Source organism: Paenibacillus sp. Soil724D2 (genome assembly GCF_001427935.1).
In the GTDB taxonomy this organism is placed as follows: Bacteria; Bacillota; Bacilli; order Paenibacillales; family NBRC-103111; genus Paenibacillus_E.
In genome coordinates, this window is record NZ_LMRY01000031.1 from 22,631 (window position 1) to 46,148 (window position 23,518).

Below are 23,518 nucleotides of genomic sequence, written 5' to 3' on the forward strand. Positions count from 1 at the left end.
ATTTTTGTAATGCTTAAACGGAGAATAACATGATATCTTGGCACCTAATGGATGCCTTGGGTAGGTGACTGTTTTTGAATGCGCTATAAGTCCTTATGTAGCAAGGGGTTTGAATTATGAAATTGACTCCAAACTGCAACTTTAACTTGCAAAATAACCTTTTGGCATGTGAATTGTTGTAGAAAGTGCATCATTGGTAACCACTACATCCCATCTACCTTCATGAAGCTGCTTTAAGACTCTTGAATCGTAATTTGGAGTTTTGCCTACCAGTTGCAGGCATACACAGCATAGCGTGTTGCTGGGCATCCGCTAAGTAGGCAAAAAAAACACCTGCTCTAAAAGCAAAAAGAACCATCGGAGTAATCCCCCAATGGTTCTTCAAAACACAATCCTAAGCAAGCGTCGGCTGGATGTTGAAAAAACCCAACTCTGCAACCTCTTGCTCTACTTCTTTCGGCACCGATCTATGAATATCGGCACCTAACTCACGCAGTACGTCAGTAATATCGACATAACCGCGATCAATATGGTGAACTCCTGTGATCTCGGTTTCGCCTTCTGCAGCTAGCGCCGCTAGAATAAGAGCCGCCCCTGCCCGCAGGTCTGTTGCGCATACCTTCGCACCCTGCAGCTTGGCATTGCCGCTCACGATAGCTGTACGGCCATCGACTTTGATATGAGCGTTCATGTTCGAGAACTCCTCGACATGCATGAACCGATTCTCGAACACGGTCTCGGTCACGAGGCTCGTGCCGTCCGCCACCATCAGCAGCGCCATCATTTGCGACTGCATATCGGTTGGGAAGCCCGGATACGGCAGCGTCTTCACATCAACCGCACGAAGCGGCCCCGAAGCGCAGACACGAATACCGTTCTCATCTTCTTCGATGATAACGCCCATTTCTTGCATTTTAGAAATAACAGGTCGGAGATGGTCACCAATAGCGCCCTCCATATACAGTTCACTACCAGTAATAGCTGCGGCAATCATATATGTACCCGCTTCTACGCGATCCGGAATAACCGTATGTACAACCCCACGAAGTTTCTCTACGCCTTCTATGCGAATAACACCTGTTCCTGCCCCGCGAATTGTCGCGCCCATGGCATTCAGGTAATTCGCCAAATCGACAATTTCCGGCTCTTTAGCAGCATTCTCAATGATGGTTGTGCCCTCAGCGAGCGTTGCAGCCATCATGATGTTCTCGGTTGCGCCTACACTGGCTACATCGAGATAAATTTTGGCACCCTTCAGGCGCCCCTTCACTTTAGCTTCGATATACCCTTGACCCAGTTCAATATCGGCACCCATCGCTTCAAAGCCTTTGAGATGTTGATCAATTGGCCTTGTGCCAATCGCACAGCCACCTGGAAGCGAAATTCTCGCTTGACCAAGCCTTGCTAACAAAGGACCCATCACGAGGAAAGAGGCTCTCATTTTACGGACTAGATCATAAGATGCTTCACATGTGTTAATGTTATGAGCACGAACACGAATAACCTGACGGTCATATTCCACTTCAATACCTAAGCTTTGCAATACTTTATTAATGACTAGTACATCGTCAAGGGGAGGCGCATCATGGATGACGCTTTCACCTTCCGAACCCAGAATGGAAGCTGCAATAATCGGTAGAACCGCATTCTTTGCTCCGTTGATTTTCACATTGCCAGCTAACTTTCGGCCACCGCGGACGATAATTTTGCTCATCATGGTCCCTCCGCGCACTTATTTTAAATTACAAGGTTTTGCACATTTCCTAAGTTTATCATTTCAACCCATACAGTTACAACTGTGTTCTTTTGGCATTCCAACAACCCTACATAGAGTTCGGATAAGGTTTCGTTTTTCATTCCGTTCTATTATCCATTGTTGACAACAAACTTGTGCATTATTCGAAAAATGTGATTAAAACATCTTACCGAAGCCCATAGAAAGGCCTAAATACTGAATAAAAAAACTTGCGACCAAGTGTCCGAGAGCAATAGAAAGCAAAATTTGCAGCATAATCGCTTGAGCAGCTTTAGGCCTTTTAAGCAGGACATCGAAGCGGAACGCTTGCAGCGCCCACCACGATAAGCCAATACACATGATGTAGACAGCAATATCCACCATATTCATCATCGAAGCATATTTCGCCGCTTCACTCCATTTGTCTGTATCTGCCATAAGTCACTCCTCTTCGGTTTTACCGATTGATTACTTTAGCCAGCAGTGTTACGAATTCAGCTCGTGTTGCTTGCTCATCAGGCCGGAAGGTGCCGTCCGAATAGCCGCTAATCCAACCATCCGCCGACATTTGTTTCAGGATCCCGACACCCCAATACGTATCATTCACATCGCTAAAAGGGGAGTTGCCCCGGCGTTTCCCCGTCATATTCATGCTGCGGGCAAGCATCTGTGTCATCTCCATACGTGTAAGTGTACGGTCAGGCCCGAATGTTCCATCCGGGTAACCGTCCACAATATTCGCTTGAACCGCTTTAGCTACGTAATCGTAAGCCCAATGCGAAGCATCCATATCGCTGAAACGCAGTTCCTGACGCTTAGACAGCTTCAAAGCTCGCGTCAATACCGTTGCTGCCTCCGCACGTGTAATGGGCTGATTTGGAGCAAAACGGTAGTTTCCGTAACCGCTAATCACACCTTGCTCCGTAAGCTGGCTAATGGCATTTTGTGCCCAGTGTCCATCAATATCGACAAAACCGCTCACTAGCGCGTAACTGCCTACTTTTAATCGGTACATTTGACTCATAAACCATTGGTTGGCTTGGAGCTTGATATAATAGGTGCCTGCAGGCAGGGTTTTCTCAATAAAAAACTGATCATTACCATAATCATTTCGATAAAAGCCTTGTTCCTTCAAAGAACTATCATATAACGTTGCATATAAAATGCGTGATGTCGGTATGTTCGTTAAACGCACTTGGGCTAGACCATCCTTGCTCATACGGAATTCGAACCAATCAACATCCTCATTTTTGTTAAATACACCCTCATACACGGAATTCATCGCAGCAAAAGTAGCTTGATACGATTTATCATTCGGCTCATTCGGATCGATCAGCTTTGGCGTGTATTCAATTTCTAACGTATACTCACCCGTAATCGGTTCTGAGTAATCCTTCATATTGCTGACACGAATGTAATACTGACCTGGGAGCAAATCCATTTGGGAGCTGACCTCAATGCCTCCATCCCCGGCTTGGTCGATCGTAATTGACTTCTCCCCTTCCTTCTGAAAAAGGATCATCGGATCAATGCGTCCTGTATCTACGGATAGCCTAATTCGCATTGTACCTGAGTCTTTTAGGGATATTGCAAACCAATCCAGATCTCCTTTTTGATGAAAAGTACCTCGGATAGATTGACTTCGATCAGGTAAAACGAATGCTTTATACTGCTTATCATTATCCTCAAATGGATCCTTATAAATAGCAAAATCCGTTCGCATCGAGTAATTTAACGCCGTCTTGCGGGAACGATCCACCGTCTGCAGCTGCACATACGTACGCCCTTTGGTCACAGGGACCATGAAAGGCTGACTTCCGTCCGTGGTACTACTCGCGATAAACGTTTCTCCGGAATCAAAACGCACCCGGACACCCGAGCTATCTGGGCTATTCAGCCATAATTTAATAAACCCATCATAAGCCGCATCAATTTCGTACCAATCTTGATCTTGGGCCGAGCTAAGTACAGCTTTAACAGCCGTATGAACCGGCAATATAGCAGCCTGATTCATATTTTCGTTAGGTTCAAAGTAATCCTCACTGTAGGGCTTCGTCAGTGCCATATCCGCTCTTAACAAGCCATAGCCCGTTTTGGAATCCCATCCCCCTGACGCCAAGTCTTCAGCCGTCTGCTCGAGCTGCGCACGAACTTGATACACGTTCATACTCGGGTATTTTCCCCATACCAAAGCCGCAGCTGCAGCAACCTGCGGTGCAGACATGGAGCTTCCATCTTGGTACTGATAGCCGCCACCTAGTGCTGTTGTGTATACATCCCAGGGCGCCACAAGATCCAGCTCCGGCCCAAAGTTCGAACGAGGGTCAGCAAGCTTTTCAGAGTTAACGCCCCCTACAGCTAGAACAGTAGGATATGCCGCAGGGTATTTCACACTTGTGCTTTCATTGCCAACAGCGGCAACGAGCAGTACATTACGATCCTCTGCATACTTCACAATGCCATCCAAATAATCGGAATATTTGTTCAGCCCTAGGGAAAGCACTACGATCTTCGCGCCGTGATCCACTGCGTACTTAATGCCTTCGCCAAGCTTCGCTTCACCACCTGTACCGTCGGCCTCCAACGCTTTAATTGGCATAATCTTGGCATTAGGAGCTATGCCTGCAATCCCTTTATCGTTATTGAACGTGGCCGCAATGATACCTGCCACATTCGTTCCATGTCCATTATCATCTTGAGGCTTTTTCGATGGTTGAAGCAGGTTCACACCATCTACCAAATTACCTACTAAATCAGGATGTACAAGATCAACGCCCGTATCGACAACCGCTACTACAATGGGGGTCCGGGAATCTCCTGCTGCAGCCCATGCTTGATCAATGTGGATCATATCCAGATAGGTTTGTTTCACCCTCATAGGATCCGTCGACACCGGATAGGCTGCTTCTACTTTAGTCATCATCACTGTAAGTTCCACAACAAGCATCATCAGTACGATGAGCCAAAGGTGTCGAGTACATTTCATGTAATCACAGGTCCTTTTTCTTGTATGATCTTTTTCCTTCTCTATCTATACCACATTACCCGTCTTCTCGATACCTATAACGGTTTTTCGTCGCAAAAAGTTCAGAACTTGAGCAAAAATATTTTTGCAATTATGTATGGGATGGCGGTCAAACATTCTCCTATACATTGTACATCGAAATGACAAGTCGTGAAGTCCTTGGAATAATTTGATGTAAAAGCGATAAAACCATAACGAACAATAAGCGCGAAAACCGCGCTTTCAGCGAGAGTTCGGTGAGCTGATGCTCGTCAATAGTGTCTGAGAGGTCAGAAATCGACTTCTCAGATGACCGTCCCGCGCGTCCGTACTGTGAAGAAAGGTCAGAAAACGCGCTTAAATTTCCTATACAAACAAAAAAGCCTTCCCCCACTTCTTAAGCAGGGAAAGGCTTATTTATAAATTTACATAATCAGAAAATCCTTCGTTAAGGTGAAAATGGCTTCGATGCCTTTCAGCACAAGTTGTGGAACAACGCCCAACGCCACGCTGATGAGGGCACATGACCAAACCGTTATCCCTAACGGAATCGACACCTTAATCTCGGCAGGCTCGTAATCGCTGCGCATAAACATTTGGCGTACGATGCCGAAATAGTAGTAAAAGGATACAACACTGGTAGCGATCATTAGTGCCCCTAACCAATAGTGCTGGGTCTGCATCGTTCCCAGGATGATGTAGAGCTTCCCGAAAAACCCGCCAGATAAAGGAATACCGGCCAATGAAAGCACGATGAGAACCATGGCTACGGCTGTTATTGGGGCCCTGTAATAGAGACCAGCGAAACCCTTCGCTTCGGTATGGCCTTCTGCCTGCTCAATAATCATCAGCACAGCGAACGCTCCGATGTTCATAAACAAGTACGCGATCAGATAGAATATAAATTCAGAGAAGTTCGCGTAGTGAGTACTGGAAAAGTAAGTTCCGATCGGAACGAGTAGGTAACCTGCATTGGCAATTCCTGAGTAAGCCAAAAGCCTTTTCATATTCGTTTGCTTCAGAGCAATGAAATTACCGGTTACCATTGCAATTGCAGCCATTACCGATATGGCAAGAAACACATCCGTTTGAAAGCTGCTGTTTTCAAAGCTGCTAAATCCGAACAACACGTAGAATACTCGGAATAGGATAGCGAAGCCAGCGCCCTTGGACACGACAGCCAAAAATGCCGTCACTGGCGTCGGTGCGCCTTGGTATACATCCGGCGCCCAGCTGTGGAACGGGGCAGCGGCGATTTTGAAGCCGAAGCCTGCCAACAGCATGAAGAATGCTACATAAAGCAGCGGTTCGTAAGCCGTTACGAGCGATGGAAGAGCAGCACCAATTTGTGACAAATTGCTGGAACCGACCATTCCGTATAAGAAGGACATGCCATACAAGATGATCGCAGATGAAATACCGCCCATGACCAAATACTTGAAGGCACCCTCGTTAGATCTGTTATCTTTCTTCTTCATGGCTACGAGCAAGTATGAAGTAATACTCAGCAGCTCCAACCCAACGTACAGCGTGATAAGGTCACCCGAGGATGACATAATCATGGCACCGAGAGCGGCGGGCAGATAGAAGTAGTAATACTCTCCGACATGTGGAATGGCCTCTTCTTTGATGAAGCCTAAACTCATCAAGACAATGAAGCCCGTACCTACTAAAGTGAACAATTTGAGCAGATTCGAGAAATCATCTACTCTGTAGCTATTATTGAGCAGCCCAATAGCCTCATCTGGATTCAACTGTAGAACAACGAATATCGCAGAAATAGCGATGCCAACCAACGTCAGCCATCCAATTATCGAGCGACTAAGCCTGTTAGGGAGGACCAAATCCAAGAGAGATAGGATGATCGCGGTGGCAACCAGCGAAAGCTCAGGGAGCAGATGCACTAAATCAGCGACATGGAGTCTTATCTGTTCCACTGGTCTAACCTCCTATCTTCCCGGCTACGCTGTGGATCAATTGATCCAAGCTGCCTATCGTTTGCTGTAGCGGCTGACTCAGCACGCTTGGGTATACACCGAGCAAGAGAATGAACGCCACCAATGTAATCATCGGCACTGCCTCGATTAATCTAGCGTCGCGCATGCCTTGCAGCTGTAGGTTCGGCTGTTTAGGGCCGAACGTGATGTTCAGAACCCCGCGCAGCACGTAAACCGCGGTGAAAATAATTCCCAGTGTACCGACAATCGCGTACACTCGGTGCGTTTCGAAGAGTCCGAGAAACGCGAGGAATTCACTGATGAAGCCGGATAGGCCCGGCAATCCGAGCGATGCCATACCAGCGACCAGCAGAATGCCGCTGATGAACGGAACTGAGCTAGCTAGACCGCCTAATTGGTCGAGCTGCGTCGTTTGGGTCCGCTCGTAGATGCTGCCTACGAGCAAGAACATCAGGGCCGAGATGAGGCCGTGTGAGATCAGTTGGAACACGGCGCCCTGCAGGCCCGATACGTTGAACGCGGCGAGACCGAGCAGGACGATGCCCATGTGGCTAATACTCGAGTAGGCCAGCACGAGTTTGAAGTCCTTTTGGACCATGGCGAGAATCGCGCCGTACACGATATTGATGACGCCGAGAAGCGCCAGCATCCATGCCCACTGCTTGGCTTCCCCCGGGAAGAACAGAATGCCGAATCGGATGAGGCCGTAGGCCCCCATTTTCAGCAAAATCCCGGAGTGAATCATAACAACAGCAGGCGGAGCCTCTGTATGTACTTTGAGCATCCATGTATGGAACGGGAAGATCGGCAGCTTAATGCCGAAAGCGACCAGCAGCATAATGAACACGGTCCACTTCATAGTCGGACTTAGGAAGAACGGCGTTCCTTCTTGATTGACATAAGCGGCGGGATCTTGCAGCAAATTATGTGCAATCGTATGAATGTCACCGCTGTAGTAAATGACAGCTTCTGTCTGCGAAGGCACCTGATTGAATCCAGCCGTGCTGACGAGAATTAAGAACGCGATCAGCATGATCGCTGATCCAAGTCCATTGTAAAGCAAGAAGCGATTGGCCGCTTGCTCCCTATTCATATACCCCCAAATACCAATCAAGAAGAACATAGGTACGAGTGTAATTTCGAAGAACAAGAAGAACAAGAACAGATCCTGTGATAAGAAAACTCCGAACATACCCGTTTCCAGCAGCAAGAACAGAATGAAGTACGTTTTCCAGCGTTTCTTAATATACACCGAAGCTAAAGCAGCCATTGACGAAACCAATGCGGTTAGAAACACGAGCGGCAAGGAAATGCCGTCAACCGCCAAGGAGTACTTAAACTCGAAGAAATACGAAGTAATTTGCTGAATTCCCTCATGGTTAAGCGGCACTTTGATCCAGTCCAGCTGTTCTTTATACTGAATCGGATCACCCTGATAATTGTAATCACTATACAACCACGCAGCCAAAATTAGCGGGATCAGTGTCGTGACAATACCAATTGTTTTAATCAGACGGCCTTGATCACCACGGATGAAGAGCAAGACCAGAACGCCAAGCAGAGGTGAGAAGGCGATCATACTTAGGATGGGTATACTAGCCAGCATGGATGAACCTCCTTCCTGCGATGGCGAGTACCAGAATCAGCATCCCCAAAATCATGATGACACCATAGGTTTGTAGTTGACCATTTTGGAGACGTGAGCCTAAACGCCCTAGTCCGACCACAGTAAAGGCGACCAAACGCACAATACCGTCAACGACATACACATCAAATAGTTCAAGTATCCAGCCTAAACCGCGAAGCGGTTTTACAATGACACCATCATAAATTTCATCAATGAAATATTTGCGATTCAGCAGCGTGTACAGCCACGGCATTTTACCAGAAACGACATCGCGCGGAATCGTACGTTTGAGGTAGATCAAGTAACCAAGCCCAATTCCAAGCACTCCAGCCAGTGTGGACAAAATAATAACGGTCCAATTGGCTTTTTCATCATGATCATGCCCTGTCAACCACTGACTGAGCCATTCGTTAAACGGCGTATTCACAAAGCCCGCAACAACAGCAAGCACAGCAAGAATAATTAATGGCGTGGTCATTGTTGCCGGAGACTCATGGGGTTCATGAGCGGTATGCGCTGCATGACCATGATCATCGTGATCTTTTTCAGTAGACTTTGCTTTGCCTCTAGGCGATCCCATAAATACGAGGAAGAACAGACGCGACATATAGAACGCTGTGAAAAAGGCAGCAATGACACCGACCCAGAACAAGAGCTGGTTATGTTCGTATGCTTCTGTCAGGATCATATCCTTCGACCAGAACCCTGCGAAAGGGAAAATACCTGACAGTGCCAGCGTACCTATCGCGAATGTCCAAGTCGTGATTTTCATTTTGCGGGATAAACCGCCCATTTCGTTAATGTCTTGCGTATGTACAGCGTGAATCACACTGCCTGCGCCCAAGAAGAGCAGTGCTTTGAAGAAGGCGTGAGTGAACAAATGGAACATGCCTGACGTGTAGGAAACACCAATCCCGAGCGCCATCATCATATAGCCGAGTTGACTCACGGTCGAGTAGGCGAGAATGCGTTTGATATCGTTCTGAGCAATACCAATCGTGGCCGCAAAAATTGCTGTGAAACCACCCACATATGCTACAACAAGCAAAGCATCCGGAGATGCGTGGAAAATATCAAAGGTTCGAGCAACGAGATACACCCCTGCGGCAACCATCGTTGCTGCGTGGATTAATGCACTTATCGGCGTTGGACCTTCCATGGCATCCGGCAGCCACGTGTGCAGCGGGAATTGACCAGACTTACCCATCGCCCCGATGAAGATCAGAATAGCAATCCATGTGATAATCGTGGGGTCGATTTTGCCCGTTGTAAAAGCATTATGAATAGATGTGAAATCAAGCGCATGCCCTGGCATATACCAGTACAGCAGCAGAATGGCAATAAACAGGCCTACGTCCCCGATACGGGTAACGATAAATGCTTTTTTCGCAGCAGCCTTCGCCTCTGGTTTGAAGTACCAGAATCCGACGAGCAGGAAGGAACATACCCCTACTAGCTCCCAGAAGATGTATAGCTCCAACATATTTTCCGAGATAACAAGACCAAGCATGGAGAAGGAGAACAAAGCGATATAGCCAAAAAACACATGGATTCGCTCGTCGCCTTTCATATAACCTTTGGAATAAATGTTCACCAGCAAAGACACCAGTGTGACAATTACGAGCATTAAGGCGTTCAGATTGTTAACCTCAAAGCCCATATTCAGCGTGAAATCGCCCACTTGCAGCCAATGCAGCTTATTCCACGTGTAATCCTCCACTTTACCGCCAATTCGCTCAACGAAAATCAGCAAAGCAACGATAAATGATGCCAGCATCGCGAAAATACTGATGTAAATACCTAGATCTTTTAATTGACGTCCCATAGCCGTAAGCGCTAGAAAAGCAAGCAGCGGAAACAACGGAATGAGCCAGGCGTACTGTGAATAGTCCGATACCATATCCTTGTTAGCCTCCTAGCGCTTCATAGAATCCAAATCCGTAACTTCTACTGTCCCTTTATTTCTGTAAATGGTAATTAGAATCGCGATCCCGACAGCCGCCTCAGCAGCTGCTATAGTGATGTTGAATAACGAGAAAATCTGCCCGGTAAGAGCCGGATGGTCACCAAGCTTCGAAAAGGCAATCAAATTCAAGTTCACCGCATTCAGCATAAGCTCAATCGAAAGCAGGACGATAACCCCGTTCTTCTTCGTTAAAGCACCGTATAAACCGATGCAGAACAGGATTGCCGCCAGCGTGAGATAGGGAGTAATAATATTGCCCACAGCTAATCCTCCTCTCTCTTCGCGACCACAATGGCACCGATGAAGGCTACCGTCAGCAGCACCGACATGATTTCGAAAGGAATAACGTGCTCGTTATAGAGCAGTTTTCCGATTTCTAGTGTGTTATCCTTGCCAGCATCCAGGGTACCCGAAGCGACGAAGGTCGTTTTTTGAATGGCATAAAATAACACTCCGAACAATCCCAAAGCACCAATAATCGCTAGGCCTTCATGCCAAGGACGCTTAGGCTCCTCTTCTTCCCCTTGTCTGTGCCTCGTCATCATAATGCCGAAAATCATCAGAATCGAGATTGCACCTGCGTAGATCAACACTTGCACGAAAGCTACAAACTCAGCCTCCAGAATGACATACAGCCCCGCCAAACTAATAAACGTAAGGGCAACGGCAATGACCATGTGAACGACTTTGGTAAAAGAAATCATGAAGATAGCTCCGCCAATTGCAAGAAGAGCGAAGACGAAGAAAGCCCAGCTTGAACCGTTGGATAAGAAATCACCAATTCCGCTAAACATCTTTTTTGGCCCCCCCTTTTGGCAAGGCTGAGTTGTTCTCTTGACGGATATTTTGCGTGTTCTCGCTTAACCACTGCATATTTTTGAACAGATCATCACGACTGTAGGTACTCAGCTCAAAATTGTTCGTCATGACGATTGCTTCTGTCGGACACACCTCGGTGCAGAGATCGCACAGAATACAAATCTCGAAGTTAATATCGTACGTATCGATAACTTTGCCCTTTTTCTCTGGGTCAGGATTCGCTTTACCTGTTAGCGTGATACACTCCGTCGGACAAACGCGTGCACATTGATTACACACAATGCATTTCTCTGGATCAAAATATTGAATACCGCGAAAGCGGTCAGGCATTTTAATCGGGACGTCAGGGTATGCGTACGTTATTTTTTTCTGTGTCATACTTTTAAACGTTACGCCTAAACCTTTCATTATGCCCTTCATTCGTTTCCCTCCTTAGAGTTTTGCTTTAGCAAAACTGACTTCGAAAGCATGGGCTAGAGTTTCCGTAGGAAACTTGCATCGTAAGCATTAACTGAGTTTTGCTTTAGCAAAACTCACTTCGAAAGCATACCTGCGAGCAAAAAATGGCTTTTATCGGTGTGATCTGGGCAGTATCCAGAAATCCTTGTCGTGAGAGGAACGTCGATGCGCTATTTGTCCCTTTTCTTCGATAAAATGCGCTTCAATGGAACGTCGTTCCGCTATTCGCTTGAAATGGATGCTTTTTCACTTGTTTCGGTCTGAATAGCGTATCGTAGTTCCCTTTTGGGATCGAAAACAAGCATTTTGCCGGAAATAAGGTACTCAGGTTCCGCTTGATCATAACAGAAGCCTATTCTGCATGTTTTCAACCTATAGCAATGCTTCCACTTTTTCCTACATGATGGTCATGACGATTGCCGTAATCAGCATATTAACCAGTGCCAGTGGAAGCAGCACTTTCCAGCCGAATCCCATAAGTTGATCTACCCGTACCCGAGGCAGCGTTGCGCGCAGCCAGAATAGGAAGAACACAACCGAAGAGAATTTCAGCAGGAACCAGATAATACCCGGAATGAAATCAAGGAATGGGAACGGCGAGTGCCATCCACCCAGGAAAATCAAGCTCGTAAGGGAAGCAATGACGAACACGTAAACATACTCTGATAGCATGAAAAAAGCGAAGCGGAAACCACTGTATTCCACATGATAACCAGCAACAAGCTCAGACTCTGCTTCCGGCAAGTCAAACGGCGTTCGATTGAGCTCCGAGACCCCGGCTATAACGAAAATGATAAAGCCAAGAATCTGAGGAATGAAATTCCAATGCCAGAAACCGCCTGTTTGATGATCAACGATCGTATGTAGATTTAAACTGCCCGTCATCATGATGACACCAATAACGGAGATGACGAGTGGCACCTCATAGCTAATCATTTGAGCAGCAGAACGCATACCGCCTAGCAGCGCATATTTGTTATTAGATGCCCAACCGCCGAGGATGATACCAATCGTAGAAATCCCCGTTAAGGCTACATAAAAGAGCAGTCCGACATTCAAATTCGCATTAAACATCCGATCCGAAAATGGAATCGTCGCAATAATCGTGAACGAAGGGATGAACGTAATGATAGGCGCCAGAATGAAAAGCTCGCGTTCTGCTTTTTTAGGAATCGTATCCTCTTTGATTAGAAGCTTGAAGACGTCCGCAACACTTTGCAGTAGCCCAAAAGGTCCCGTTCGGTTAGGCCCGATCCGCATCTGCATCCAGCCGATGACCTTACGCTCGAAGTAAATCGCATAGGTTACGAAGCCCAGAACGAGCATCAGCATGACGACGCCCCAGAAAAAGAAAACGAAGAAGTTCGTCCACGTTAGACTCTCCTCTAATAAATTCACCATTAGGCATCTACCTCCCCAACGACAATATCGATGCCGCCTAGAATCGTAATCAAGTTGGTCATCGATTCACCGACCAGCAGCTTAGGCAAAATTTGCAGATTCACGAAGGAAGGTCTGCGGAATTTCAGACGGAAAGGCTCTTGTTTGCCTCGGGAAATAATGTAGCAACCAATTTCCCCGCGCGGAGACTCGATAGCCGAATACACTTCCCCTTCTGGAGGACGAATGACTCTGGGTACCTTGCCCATGGTTTCGCCTTGCTCGGGAAACTGCTCAACAGCTTGCTCTAGGATTCGGAGCGATTGCTTAACCTCCTCCATACGAAGCAAGTAACGATCATAGCAGTCACCGCCGCTGCGAACAGGCACGTCGAACTGAAAGCGGCTGTACAGGCTGTACGGCTGCGTTTTGCGGATATCCCAGTCTACACCCGTACATCTTAAGTTAGCGCCGCTAAGGCCATACGCAATGGCTGTATCTGCATCATACTTGCCTACACCCTTGATACGGGATAGAAAGATTTCATTCCCCGTTACTAAAGTGTGATACTCTTCCAATTTACCGTACATATAAGGAATAAATTTCTTAACTTTATCGATCCAACCCTCTGGAGCGTCCCACTTCACTCCGCCTACACGCATGTAGTTGTAGGTTAGACGTGCTCCGCATAATTCGTTGAACAGATCGATAATAATTTCCCGATCACGGAACGCATATAAGAACGGGCTCATTGCGCCAATGTCCAGCAAATAGGTTCCCCACCACACCATGTGAGAGGCGATACGTTGAAGCTCCATCACGATTAAACGAAGGAATTCCGCTCGTTCTGGCACTTCAAGCTGCATCATTTTCTCTACGGCATTTACAAGCACGTAGTTGGTCGTCATCGCCGATACGTAATCCATACGATCCGTGTATGGAATAATTTGTGTATAGCTAAGGTTCTCAGCGAGTTTCTCTGTTCCTCTATGTAGATAGCCCATCACGGGTATTGCTTCTTTAATAACCTCTCCATCCAGCTTCACGATCACGCGGAAAACCCCGTGCGTACTAGGATGCTGAGGACCAACGTTTAACAGGAGTTCTTCTGTCCGTAACACGAGCTACACCTCCGGGTCAAGCGGTTCGTAATCTTTGCGCAGTGGATGGCCGACCCAATCGTCAGGCATCATGATTCTTACTAAGTTAGGGTGACCTGGGAAATCGATACCCAGTAGGTCATACACTTCTCGCTCATTCCAATCCGCTGTAGCCCATACTGGAGCCACAGAAGGAATGCTTGGCTGCTCTCGATCTGTCTTCACTTTCACACAATACTCATGCTTGTGTGTGAGGGATAGCAGATGATACGCCACCTCTAGGTGCGTCTCTTGGTCCACGCCCGAGAGATTGCGCAAGTAGTTACAGCGCAGCTCTTCATGATCCCTGAGCGTCAGCGCGGCCTGCAGCCAACGTGAGCTGTGAATGACCACGTAAGGACGATGCGCGTCCCTTTCGTTGATGAATGCATCGACGACGGCGTCTTCGCCTACGTCGGCTTTCAAGATCGCGACCAGCCGATCAAGCAGCGGCTGGTTCGGTGAAGGCTCCTTCGGCGCCTCTGGCTCCGCCGACTCGGTCTTCGCCCCGCGCGCGCTAGCTCGCGCAGCGCGTGCTTCTGCGGCGGCCTGGGCTTTGGCCGCCTTCTCATCGTCCCCAGCGTCCGCAGACACTGGGGTTAGGGCTGCTGCCGACGAAGGCTCGCCCGTCGGCTCAGCGGCCGCCCGCGCAGCGAGGCGGGCGGCTCTTGCCGCGGCGCGCTCCGCTGCCGCGTCACTCGCTGCTGGCGCGTTGGCGCTCACGGCTGCGTCATTGCCCTTCGCTGCGCCCGCGTCGCCGCTGCCAGCATCTTGCTCCGCAAGCTCAGCCGCAGGCGCGTCGCTCGGCTCGCTCGTCGTCTGCGCAGCCGGGTCAGCAGCCTGCTTCTCTGCCGCGCGATCCACCGCAGCCTGCACGTCAGTGCTAAGCGGCGTCTTACTCGCGCGCGCCTCCGGCGTAAGGTCGCCAACTTCAGCGATCGCTTCCTCTAACGGTGACTCATTCACTTTCTTACTATCAGCAGCAGTTGGAGTCGGGTCTACCTTCTCCTCCGGCTTCTTCTCATCACTCATCGATTGGTCACCTGCTTCCCAGTCTTCGCTTCATAGCGAATCTTCTCCTGAAGCTTGTTTATTCCATAAATGAGTGCAGCTGGGTTCGGCGGACAACCTGGAATATAAACATCAACCGGAACAATTTGGTCAACTCCCTTAACAACGGAGTACGACTTCACATAAGGTCCACCCGCTGTAGCGCAGGACCCCATCGCAATGACCCACTTCGGTTCAGGCATTTGTTCGTAAAGACGGCGCAGCAAAGGAGCCATTTTCTTCGTTACAGTCCCCGCCACAATCATGACATCAGATTGTCTAGGAGACGTACGGAAGATGACTCCGAAACGGTCTAAATCATAGTGAGATCCGCCAGTACCCATCATTTCGATGGCACAGCAGGCCAGACCAAAGGTTAATGGCCAAAGCGAATTACTACGAGCCCAAGCTTTCACTTGCTCCAGTGTCGTCATAAAGACATTACGGTTTAATTCTTCTCGTTCTTCGGGAGATATTGATTCTAGACTGAAGTCCATTGCAGCACCTTCTTCTTCCAAGCGTATATTAATCCAATGGCAAGCAAGGCTACAAAAATACACATTTCCACTAAGGCAAAAAGTCCAAGCTGATTAAAAGCTACAGCCCACGGATACAGGAACACGGTTTCCACATCAAAGATAACAAACATCAAAGCAAATAAATAATAACGAATGTTAAACCGGATTTGCCCCTCACCTACAGGCTCATTACCACTCTCATACGTCGTATACTTCTCATCGACGGGTTTACTCGGTCTTAACCATTTGCCTGCCGTTAGCGCTACTATAGGGAGAATAATACCTAACCCTAGAAAAATCGCTACGATTACATAGTTATTTGTATACATCATGTGAATGTAACCGCCTCCATTCGTATTTGCTTTTCTTATGCGTGCTACTAGTTTTGGTAATATTCACCTTCAATATTATAACAAAAAGCCTTTTGGGCGTCGATGACTAATTCCAAACCCCACTTTTCATTCCTAGTGAGTAGATTTTCCATAATTATCTTTTATTAATCTTCCTATTCGAAAAAAAAACGGAGGAACCAAAGTTCCCCCGCTTTTCATCAAACATCTATTATTTCCCGGACACATTGATACGATTTAATGCTCTTTGAAGAGCGGCTTCCGCACGTTTAAAGTCAACGTTATCTTGCTTCGTTTCAGCAAGACGTTTCTCCGCACGTTCTTTCGCTGCTTTCGCACGATCGATATCAATATGTTCTGGTAGCTCGGCGCTTTCCGCCAGTATAACCACCTTATCCTTGCGCACTTCCATGAAACCGCCGTTTACTGCAATGATTTCGTCTTTAGAGCCCTGTTTCTTCACAGTAATTGGAGAAATTCGCAATGGAGTGACCAATGGAATGTGATTCGGCAGAATTCCAAGCTCCCCTTCAACACCCTTCACGCTAACCATGTTCACTTGTTCAGCGTACACTTTGCGCTCCGGTGTAACAATTTCCAGTAGGAATGTACTCACTTGGATTCTCCTTCCTAAACTTACTTAGAGAGCATGCACCTTACAGCGTTTTAGCTTTCGCGATTGCATCCTCGATTGTGCCCACGTTGTGGAAGGCAACTTCAGGAAGATTGTCGTGCTTACCTTCAAGTACTTCTTTGAAGCTGCGCACGGTATCCTTCATTGGTACATACAAGCCTGGGAATCCGTTGAACGGCTCAGCAACGTGAAGCGGCTGAGACAAGAACAGACGAAGACGACGCGCACGAGTAACGACCAATTTGTCCTCATCAGACAACTCATCCATACCCAAGATTGCGATGATATCCAGAAGCTCTTTGTAACGTTGAAGAATTTGTTTAACGCCTTGTGCTACTTTATAGTGCTCTTCACCAACGATTTCTGGTGTCAAAACACGGGAAGATGATGCAAGTGGATCTACCGCTGGGAAGATACCCGCAGCCGCGATACTACGCTCCAAGTTCGTTGTTGCGTCCAAGTGAGCGAAAGCCGTTGCAGGAGCCGGATCCGTATAGTCATCGGCAGGAACGTAAATCGCTTGAATGGAAGTAACAGAACCTTTTTTCGTGGAAGTAATACGCTCTTGCAATTGACCCATTTCTGTTGCAAGCGTTGGTTGGTAACCTACCGCGGAAGGCATACGGCCTAGCAAAGCGGAAACCTCAGAACCTGCTTGTGTGAAACGGAAGATGTTGTCGATGAACAGAAGAACGTCTTTACCTTCTTCGTCACGGAAATACTCAGCCATTGTCAAGCCGGACAATGCTACGCGAAGACGCGCGCCTGGAGGCTCATTCATTTGACCGAATACCATCGCTGTTTTTGCAATAACGCCGGAGTCTTTCATCTCGTGATAAAGGTCATTACCTTCACGAGTACGCTCACCAACGCCCGCAAATACGGAGATACCGCCGTGCTCTTGCGCAATGTTATGAATCAACTCTTGCATCGTAACGGTTTTACCTACACCCGCTCCGCCGAAGAGACCGATTTTACCACCTTTTGCGTAAGGAGCCATAAGGTCAATAACTTTAATACCTGTTTCAAGAATCTCTGATTTTGTCGACAAGTTGTCGAATGCAGGAGCTTCTTTGTGGATTGGGCTAGTTAATGTACGGTCAACTGTTTCGTTACCATCGATCGGATCGCCCAATACGTTAAATACACGACCCAGTGTTGCTGCACCAACTGGTACAGTAATCGCTGCGCCAGAATCTGTTGCTACGGCACCACGTACAAGTCCGTCAGTAGAGGACATTGCTACGCAACGTACGAGGTTGTCACCAAGGTGAACAGCCGCTTCAACCGTCATAGTGGAGGATTGTCCACCTTCGGTTCTTTCAATTTTGATTGCATTCAGAATTTCAGGGAGTTGTCCGCGTTCGAACTCAATGTCGACGACGGGCCCTGTAATATTCACAACGCGCCCTTTGCTCATGGTTTCCCTCCTAAGTAAAGCTTGTGTCTCCATCGAGACCTTTTATCATTATGCGTTCGCGTTAGCTCCAGCGACGATTTCCGAAATCTCTTGCGTAATCGAAGCTTGGCGTGCACGATTGTAAGCCAATGTGTAGTTACTGATCATCTTCGTTGCATTCTTCGTTGCGGAGTTCATTGCTGTCATTCTCGCGCCAAACTCACTTGCTTTACCTTCCAGAACAGCACTGTAAATAAGCGTCTCAGCATATTTAGGGAGCAGTACTTCCAGAACGCCTTCCGGTGACGGCTCATACTCATAGCTAGCTGCAGCCACGCCGGATACATCTTCCATCGGAAGCAGACGAATCATGGTTGGAATTTGGGTAATCGCATTTTGGAACTTGTTGTAAATCAGGAACAGTTGGTCATACGTACCGTTAACGAAATTAGCGACCGCTGCTGTAGCAACAGGCTTAATATCCGAGAATTTCGGCGTATCCGGAACTCCGGTTACTTCTTCAACAATCGGAATATTTCGTTTCGAGAAGAAATTGCTTCCTTTACGTCCAATTACGAAGACGGAGTACTCAGCTGTTGATTTATGATTTTCACGAATTTCAGTCATTGCTTTACGCAACACGTTTGCGTTGTAACCACCAGCGAGACCACGGTCGGAAGTAATGACCAAATAGGCCGTTTTCTTCACTTCACGTGATTGCAGCATCGGGTGCTTTACGCCTTTGGTACCAGCTGCAATGCTTGCAACCACTTCCTTCAATTTCTCGGAGTACGGACGTGCCGCTTCCGCTGATTGCTGCGCTCTACGTAAGTTCGCTGCTGCAACCATTTCCATTGCTCTAGTGATTTGCTTCGTGCTTTGTGTGGATTTGATTTGGCGCTTAATCTCGCGCATTCCTTTTGCCATACCTGCTCACCTCTCTTTTGAGGCTTAGAAAAGCCTTCATTCGAAGACCTGAATTCAGGCGTCCGCCTGCCCAGGATACACATGGTAGGGAGAGCTTCACTTCAACAGGAAGCTCTGCCATCATGATTTATTCAGAAACTGCAAAGCTCTTTTTAAATGTATTGATTGCATCAACCAATGCTTTATCGTTATCCGCAGTAATATCTTTCGTATCACGAATGCTATGCAGAACTTCAGGACGGTTAGATTCCAAGAAAGCCAAGAATTGAGCTTCAAAACGCGTTACATCTTGTACTGGAATATCATCTACATGACCTTTTACAACCGTGTAAAGGGAAGCAACTTGCTTTTCCAAAGACATCGGCTGATGAACGCCTTGTTTCAAGATTTCAAGGGTACGAACCCCACGATCCAAACGTGCTTTCGTAGCTCTATCTAAATCGGATCCGAATGCTGCGAACGCCGCAAGCTCACGATATTGTGCCAAGTCAACACGAAGTGTACCGGCAACTTTTTTCATCGCTTTCGTTTGAGCGGAGCCCCCTACACGGGATACAGAGTTACCAACGTTAACCGCTGGGCGCTGACCGGAGTAGAACAAGTCGGATTCCAAGAAGATTTGACCATCTGTGATGGAAATTACGTTCGTCGGAATGTAAGCGGAGATGTCGCCTGCTTGTGTCTCGATGAATGGAAGTGCTGTAATGGAACCACCGCCAAGCTCATCATTCAATTTCGCAGCACGCTCCAGCAAACGGGAGTGCAAGTAGAATACGTCACCTGGATAAGCTTCACGACCTGGTGGACGACGAAGCAAGAGGGACAACTCACGGTATGCGGCAGCTTGTTTGGACAAGTCATCGTATACGATAAGAACGTGCTCGCCTTTATACATGAAGTACTCAGCCATAGCACAACCGGAGTATGGTGCTAACCATAGCATCGGTGAAGGCTCGGAAGCGGAAGCTGTTACAACGATTGTATAGTCAAGCGCGCCAGCAGCACGAAGGGTTTCAACAACACCTACAACTGTGGATTGTTTTTGACCAATTGCAACGTAGATACATTTCACGCCATTGCCTTTTTGGTTGATGATTGCGTCGATCGCAATCGCCGTTTTACCCGTTTGACGATCGCCAATGATCAACTCACGTTGGCCACGGCCAACTGGTACCATCGCGTCAATCGCTTTAATACCTGTTTGCATTGGTTCATGTACGGATTTACGAGCCATTACGCCTGGAGCCATGTTCTCTACAGGGCGGAACGCTGTTGTATTAATTGGACCTCTGCCATCGACAGGTTGACCCAAGGAGTTAACTACACGACCTAGAAGCTCTTCACCAACTGGAACTTCCATGATACGTCCCGTACGTTTAACTTGATCACCTTCACGAATATCTTTGTAAGGTCCAAGAATAACGATACCTACGTTGCTTTCCTCAAGGTTAAAAGCATAGCCTAGTACACCGCTTGGGAACTCAAGCAGCTCGCCTGCCATAACGTTTTCCAAGCCGTGAGCACGAGCAATACCGTCACCTACTTGAATGACTGTACCTACATCAACTACTTGGATATCGGAATTATAGTTTTCAATCTGTTGTTTAATCAATGAGCTGATTTCTTCAGGTTTGATACTCAACGAACTTCACCCCTATTCTTACAGTGCTTATATTAAACTAACGCTTTGGCCAAACGATCAAGTTTGCCTGCCAAGCTTCCATCATATAAACGATCACCGATACGCACTTGAATGCCGCCGAGCAGTTTAGGCTCAACCACAGACGAAACACGGATCGTTTTACCTGTTACTTTACTGAAATGTGAAGCAATCTCAGCTTGCTGCGCATCCGAAAGTACGTATGCGGAGTAAACCGTCGCACTCGCTAATCCGAGCGCCTCATTCGCAACCTTGGTATAGTCACTCGCCAAAGCGGAAAGAATCGACTGTCTACCTTTATCAATCAAGACAAGCAGCGTGTTCCACACCGGTTCGGAAACTTTGCCTTCGAAAATCTGCTTCAGCAGGTCCGTTTTAGCGGAATTCCCGATGTTCGGATGGTTCAGGAACTTCTGCAAGTCTGCATTATCCCTAATCGCACTAGCTACAGATTTAAGCTCATCTTCAACTTGGGAAATAATATTCTTTTCCTTCGCTACTTCGAATAAAGCCTTGGCATAACGCTTCGCTACGACGATGTCACTCATACGTTGCCTCCTACCTCTTTGAGGTAATGCTCAACAAGTTCTTCTTGTGACTTTTCGTCGATTTGTTTCTCAATAATTTTGGATGCGATCAGAACGGACATCGCGCCTACTTGGCTGCGAAGAGCGGCAACCGCTTTGTTCTTCTCATTTTCGATATCTTTCAGCGCTTCGTCTTTCAGACGACTTGCTTCTGCACTAGCTGCGTGAATAATATCATCAGCTTGCTTGGAGCCTGTGTGCTTCGCTTGCTCAATGATGTCGTAAGCTTCCTTACGAGTTTGTTGTAGCGCTTGCTTTTGTTCCTCCAACAGTTGCTCTGCCTGCTTGCGGCTAGTTTCAGCTGTTTGAATTTGGTCTTTCACCAATTGTCTGCGTTTCTCCATCATGCCGAACAGAGGACCGAACGCAAATTTAGAAAGCAACAAATATAAAATTAAGAACGCGATAAGTTGTATCCAAAATGTGGACCATTCAATATGCAAGTAACGTCACTCCCTTCTGATAACATGGGCAAAACGAAGGCGTGGTGGCGACTACGGCCATCAACGCCAAGCGGTTTCTTAAGCTTTTCCCATAAAGATGAACGCAAGAACCAATGCAACGACCGGCATTGCCTCAACTAGACCTACCCCGATAAACATGGTTGTTTGAAGCGTACCACGAAGTTCTGGTTGACGAGAAATACCTTCCAAAGCGCGACCTACGATCAAACCGTTACCAATACCTGCACCTAGTGCTCCCAAACCGAATACGATACCTGCTGCTACTAATGCTATTGCTCCCATTGATAAAATCCTCCCTTAAACTCTTAGGTTTTTGTTGTTTTATAAGTGACTCGAGACTTCCCGAGGTAAGTCTTACTCTTAATGCTCTTCTTCGTGAATCAACGTTTGTGAGATGTAAACCATTGTTAGCATCGTGAATACGAAGGCTTGAATAGCACCTACGAACACACTGAAGCCCTGCCATACAAAGAGAGGCGCAATTCCAAACCAACCTGCTCCAATGATGACAGATATCATAATTTCACCTGCGTAAATGTTACCGTAAAGACGGAAAGCGAGCGTAAGCGGCTTTGATACGACTTCAATTAAATGAAGGATCAACATTGCCCCTTTGTACTCAAAGTAATGTGCGAAGTAATGCTTCGTGTTACGCGTTATTCCTAAGTAGTGACTTAGTACGATAACGATAACCGTTAGTGCTCCTGTTACTGCGATATCAGCTGTTGGCGATTTCCACCATGACACGTGATCTTCTGTCACAATCGAGAAAGGGAGACCAAGCATGTTGCCGATAAAGATATACATAATGAGCGTAAGACCTAGTGCGATAAAACCTTTACCGTGTTTGGATCCAATCGTGCTTCCGATAATGCCTTCTACAAACTCAATCGTCCATTCCATGAAGTTTTGCAATTTCGAAGGATTCGTTACGGATGCTCGGCTGGCCCCTGCGATCGCAAGGATAAGCACGATAAGTGTGGTAATTCCGATCATCATAAGTGCAGATGCGTCGAAATGAATACCTAACCACTCAAACTCTGGTACGTGATGTTCCATGTTTTCCATTTTCACCCCTTTCATCGAATGGAATTACTTCTTTGACTTCCTAATAGAAAGAATACCCAGTACGAGTGTTGCCAATTGAGCAAAAAAGTATCCAACGATCGTCGTCGTTAATGCGACTTGTTCGGGATACCGAACGGCAACCAGTCCTACGAAGCCAGCGATTGCTGCTCTTGTCAGAAAACCTAGGGTCACCTTGCGCCCTTTCTGCTCTATCGCAGCTGCTGCCAACTTGTTGATTTTCCAGGCCAAAAACCTTGCATTGATCATGCTCGCAACAGATCCAAGCATAAGACCGGCAAAATAAACCCGGTAATCGACAAAAAGCGCCCATGCAGCCAAACAAAAGGATAAAAAGAAAAGAAACACATTTTGAACCGTTTTCAGAGTGGCTGAAAAGTCATCCATCATAGCCCTCCGTAATGCTTAATCATGAAGTAAATGCTAATGATTCCGGTTACAAGCCCAAGCAGGAACCCGCCTAACAACCAGAACTGTCCCCCTAGTGTGTGACTCAACCAGTCGCCGAAGAAATAACCGGCTCCTAAACAAACCACGAGGTCAATGCCAATTGCACTAGTTAACGCTACTGCCCGCCACGGATTATCATTGGGATTTTGCCGTTTCATCGCATCCTCCTGAGAGCTTTCCGCATGGGAAAACCCGTCTCGTAGACATAGTGCTACGAATCCTCATTCATTGTATCGAAGCAGTGCAAGGTTTGTCAATTGACGGAACTTCATTTGTGACTTCCTACAAAACCCGTCAGAGCCTTGC

24 protein-coding genes are annotated in these 23,518 nt (G+C 47.2%); all 24 read right to left on the reverse strand.

Annotated elements, in window-relative coordinates:
* Window positions 1-394: 394 nt before the first annotated feature.
* The gene (gene murA / locus ASG85_RS23590; protein WP_060647911.1) at window positions 395-1,714 is read right to left on the reverse strand and encodes a UDP-N-acetylglucosamine 1-carboxyvinyltransferase; all 1,320 of its coding nucleotides are present in this window, start codon (window positions 1,712-1,714) and stop codon (window positions 395-397) included.
* A gap of 198 nt (window positions 1,715-1,912) precedes the next feature.
* A complete protein-coding gene (locus ASG85_RS23595; RefSeq protein ID WP_235549248.1) occupies window positions 1,913-2,173 on the reverse strand; it encodes a DUF1146 family protein in 261 nt (86 codons plus the stop codon).
* Between the two features lie 19 nt (window positions 2,174-2,192).
* On the reverse strand, window positions 2,193-4,721 hold the full coding sequence (locus ASG85_RS23600; RefSeq protein ID WP_060647912.1) for a S8 family peptidase: 2,529 nt from the start codon (window positions 4,719-4,721) through the stop codon (window positions 2,193-2,195).
* A 443-nt stretch (window positions 4,722-5,164) separates the two neighbouring features.
* Window positions 5,165-6,676, reverse strand: a complete 1,512-nt coding sequence (locus tag ASG85_RS23605) for an NADH-quinone oxidoreductase subunit N (protein WP_060647913.1) — start codon at window positions 6,674-6,676, stop codon at window positions 5,165-5,167.
* A gap of 4 nt (window positions 6,677-6,680) precedes the next feature.
* Window positions 6,681-8,303, reverse strand: coding sequence for a complex I subunit 4 family protein (locus ASG85_RS23610; RefSeq protein WP_057303740.1), 1,623 nt, complete (start codon window positions 8,301-8,303; stop codon window positions 6,681-6,683).
* Window positions 8,293-10,224, reverse strand: coding sequence for an NADH-quinone oxidoreductase subunit L (nuoL, locus tag ASG85_RS23615; RefSeq protein WP_060647914.1), 1,932 nt, complete (start codon window positions 10,222-10,224; stop codon window positions 8,293-8,295). The genes ASG85_RS23610 and nuoL overlap by 11 nt, the downstream gene beginning before the upstream one ends.
* A gap of 15 nt (window positions 10,225-10,239) precedes the next feature.
* Window positions 10,240-10,551, reverse strand: coding sequence for an NADH-quinone oxidoreductase subunit NuoK (gene nuoK, locus ASG85_RS23620; protein ID WP_029195649.1), 312 nt, complete (start codon window positions 10,549-10,551; stop codon window positions 10,240-10,242).
* A gap of 2 nt (window positions 10,552-10,553) precedes the next feature.
* On the reverse strand, window positions 10,554-11,084 hold the full coding sequence (locus ASG85_RS23625; protein WP_057303738.1) for an NADH-quinone oxidoreductase subunit J: 531 nt from the start codon (window positions 11,082-11,084) through the stop codon (window positions 10,554-10,556).
* Complete coding sequence (gene nuoI / locus ASG85_RS23630; RefSeq protein ID WP_029195651.1) at window positions 11,077-11,529, reverse strand: NADH-quinone oxidoreductase subunit NuoI; 453 nt, start codon at window positions 11,527-11,529, stop codon at window positions 11,077-11,079. The genes ASG85_RS23625 and nuoI overlap by 8 nt, the downstream gene beginning before the upstream one ends.
* A 435-nt stretch (window positions 11,530-11,964) precedes the next feature.
* Window positions 11,965-12,969, reverse strand: coding sequence for an NADH-quinone oxidoreductase subunit NuoH (gene nuoH, locus ASG85_RS23635; protein ID WP_057303737.1), 1,005 nt, complete (start codon window positions 12,967-12,969; stop codon window positions 11,965-11,967).
* A complete protein-coding gene (locus tag ASG85_RS23640) occupies window positions 12,969-14,069 on the reverse strand; it encodes an NADH-quinone oxidoreductase subunit D (protein ID WP_060647915.1) in 1,101 nt (366 codons plus the stop codon). The genes nuoH and ASG85_RS23640 overlap by 1 nt, the downstream gene beginning before the upstream one ends.
* A 3-nt stretch (window positions 14,070-14,072) precedes the next feature.
* The gene (locus tag ASG85_RS39360) at window positions 14,073-14,681 is read right to left on the reverse strand and encodes an NADH-quinone oxidoreductase subunit C (protein WP_235550207.1); all 609 of its coding nucleotides are present in this window, start codon (window positions 14,679-14,681) and stop codon (window positions 14,073-14,075) included.
* A 434-nt stretch (window positions 14,682-15,115) separates the two neighbouring features.
* Window positions 15,116-15,634, reverse strand: a complete 519-nt coding sequence (locus ASG85_RS23650) for a NuoB/complex I 20 kDa subunit family protein (protein ID WP_029195655.1) — start codon at window positions 15,632-15,634, stop codon at window positions 15,116-15,118.
* Window positions 15,619-15,984, reverse strand: a complete 366-nt coding sequence (locus ASG85_RS23655; protein ID WP_056832327.1) for an NADH-quinone oxidoreductase subunit A — start codon at window positions 15,982-15,984, stop codon at window positions 15,619-15,621. Before ASG85_RS23655 ends, ASG85_RS23650 begins: the two co-directional genes overlap by 16 nt.
* 232 nt (window positions 15,985-16,216) lie before the next feature.
* Window positions 16,217-16,621, reverse strand: coding sequence for a F0F1 ATP synthase subunit epsilon (locus ASG85_RS23660; RefSeq protein WP_057303736.1), 405 nt, complete (start codon window positions 16,619-16,621; stop codon window positions 16,217-16,219).
* A gap of 40 nt (window positions 16,622-16,661) precedes the next feature.
* Window positions 16,662-18,059, reverse strand: a complete 1,398-nt coding sequence (gene atpD / locus ASG85_RS23665; RefSeq protein WP_060647917.1) for a F0F1 ATP synthase subunit beta — start codon at window positions 18,057-18,059, stop codon at window positions 16,662-16,664.
* Window positions 18,060-18,107: 48 nt separating this feature from the next.
* Window positions 18,108-18,965 (reverse strand): ATP synthase F1 subunit gamma, encoded by an 858-nt coding sequence (gene atpG, locus ASG85_RS23670; protein ID WP_057303734.1) that lies wholly within the window; start codon window positions 18,963-18,965, stop codon window positions 18,108-18,110.
* A gap of 127 nt (window positions 18,966-19,092) precedes the next feature.
* Window positions 19,093-20,607, reverse strand: a complete 1,515-nt coding sequence (gene atpA, locus ASG85_RS23675; protein ID WP_057303733.1) for a F0F1 ATP synthase subunit alpha — start codon at window positions 20,605-20,607, stop codon at window positions 19,093-19,095.
* Window positions 20,608-20,639: 32 nt separating this feature from the next.
* Window positions 20,640-21,173, reverse strand: coding sequence for a F0F1 ATP synthase subunit delta (locus ASG85_RS23680; protein WP_057303732.1), 534 nt, complete (start codon window positions 21,171-21,173; stop codon window positions 20,640-20,642).
* Window positions 21,170-21,655, reverse strand: a complete 486-nt coding sequence (atpF, locus tag ASG85_RS23685; protein ID WP_057303731.1) for a F0F1 ATP synthase subunit B — start codon at window positions 21,653-21,655, stop codon at window positions 21,170-21,172. Before atpF ends, ASG85_RS23680 begins: the two co-directional genes overlap by 4 nt.
* 78 nt (window positions 21,656-21,733) lie before the next feature.
* On the reverse strand, window positions 21,734-21,958 hold the full coding sequence (atpE, locus tag ASG85_RS23690) for a F0F1 ATP synthase subunit C (RefSeq protein WP_028556930.1): 225 nt from the start codon (window positions 21,956-21,958) through the stop codon (window positions 21,734-21,736).
* A 78-nt stretch (window positions 21,959-22,036) separates the two neighbouring features.
* Window positions 22,037-22,744: a F0F1 ATP synthase subunit A gene (atpB, locus tag ASG85_RS23695; RefSeq protein WP_235549247.1), complete on the reverse strand. Its 708-nt coding sequence runs from the start codon at window positions 22,742-22,744 to the stop codon at window positions 22,037-22,039.
* Between the two features lie 24 nt (window positions 22,745-22,768).
* Window positions 22,769-23,152, reverse strand: coding sequence for an ATP synthase subunit I (locus ASG85_RS23700; RefSeq protein WP_235549246.1), 384 nt, complete (start codon window positions 23,150-23,152; stop codon window positions 22,769-22,771).
* Window positions 23,149-23,370 carry an AtpZ/AtpI family protein gene (locus ASG85_RS23705; RefSeq protein WP_057303729.1) on the reverse strand — a complete coding sequence of 74 codons (222 nt, stop codon included), beginning with the start codon at window positions 23,368-23,370 and terminating at the stop codon, window positions 23,149-23,151. The genes ASG85_RS23700 and ASG85_RS23705 overlap by 4 nt, the downstream gene beginning before the upstream one ends.
* Between the last annotated feature and the right edge of the window lie 148 nt (window positions 23,371-23,518).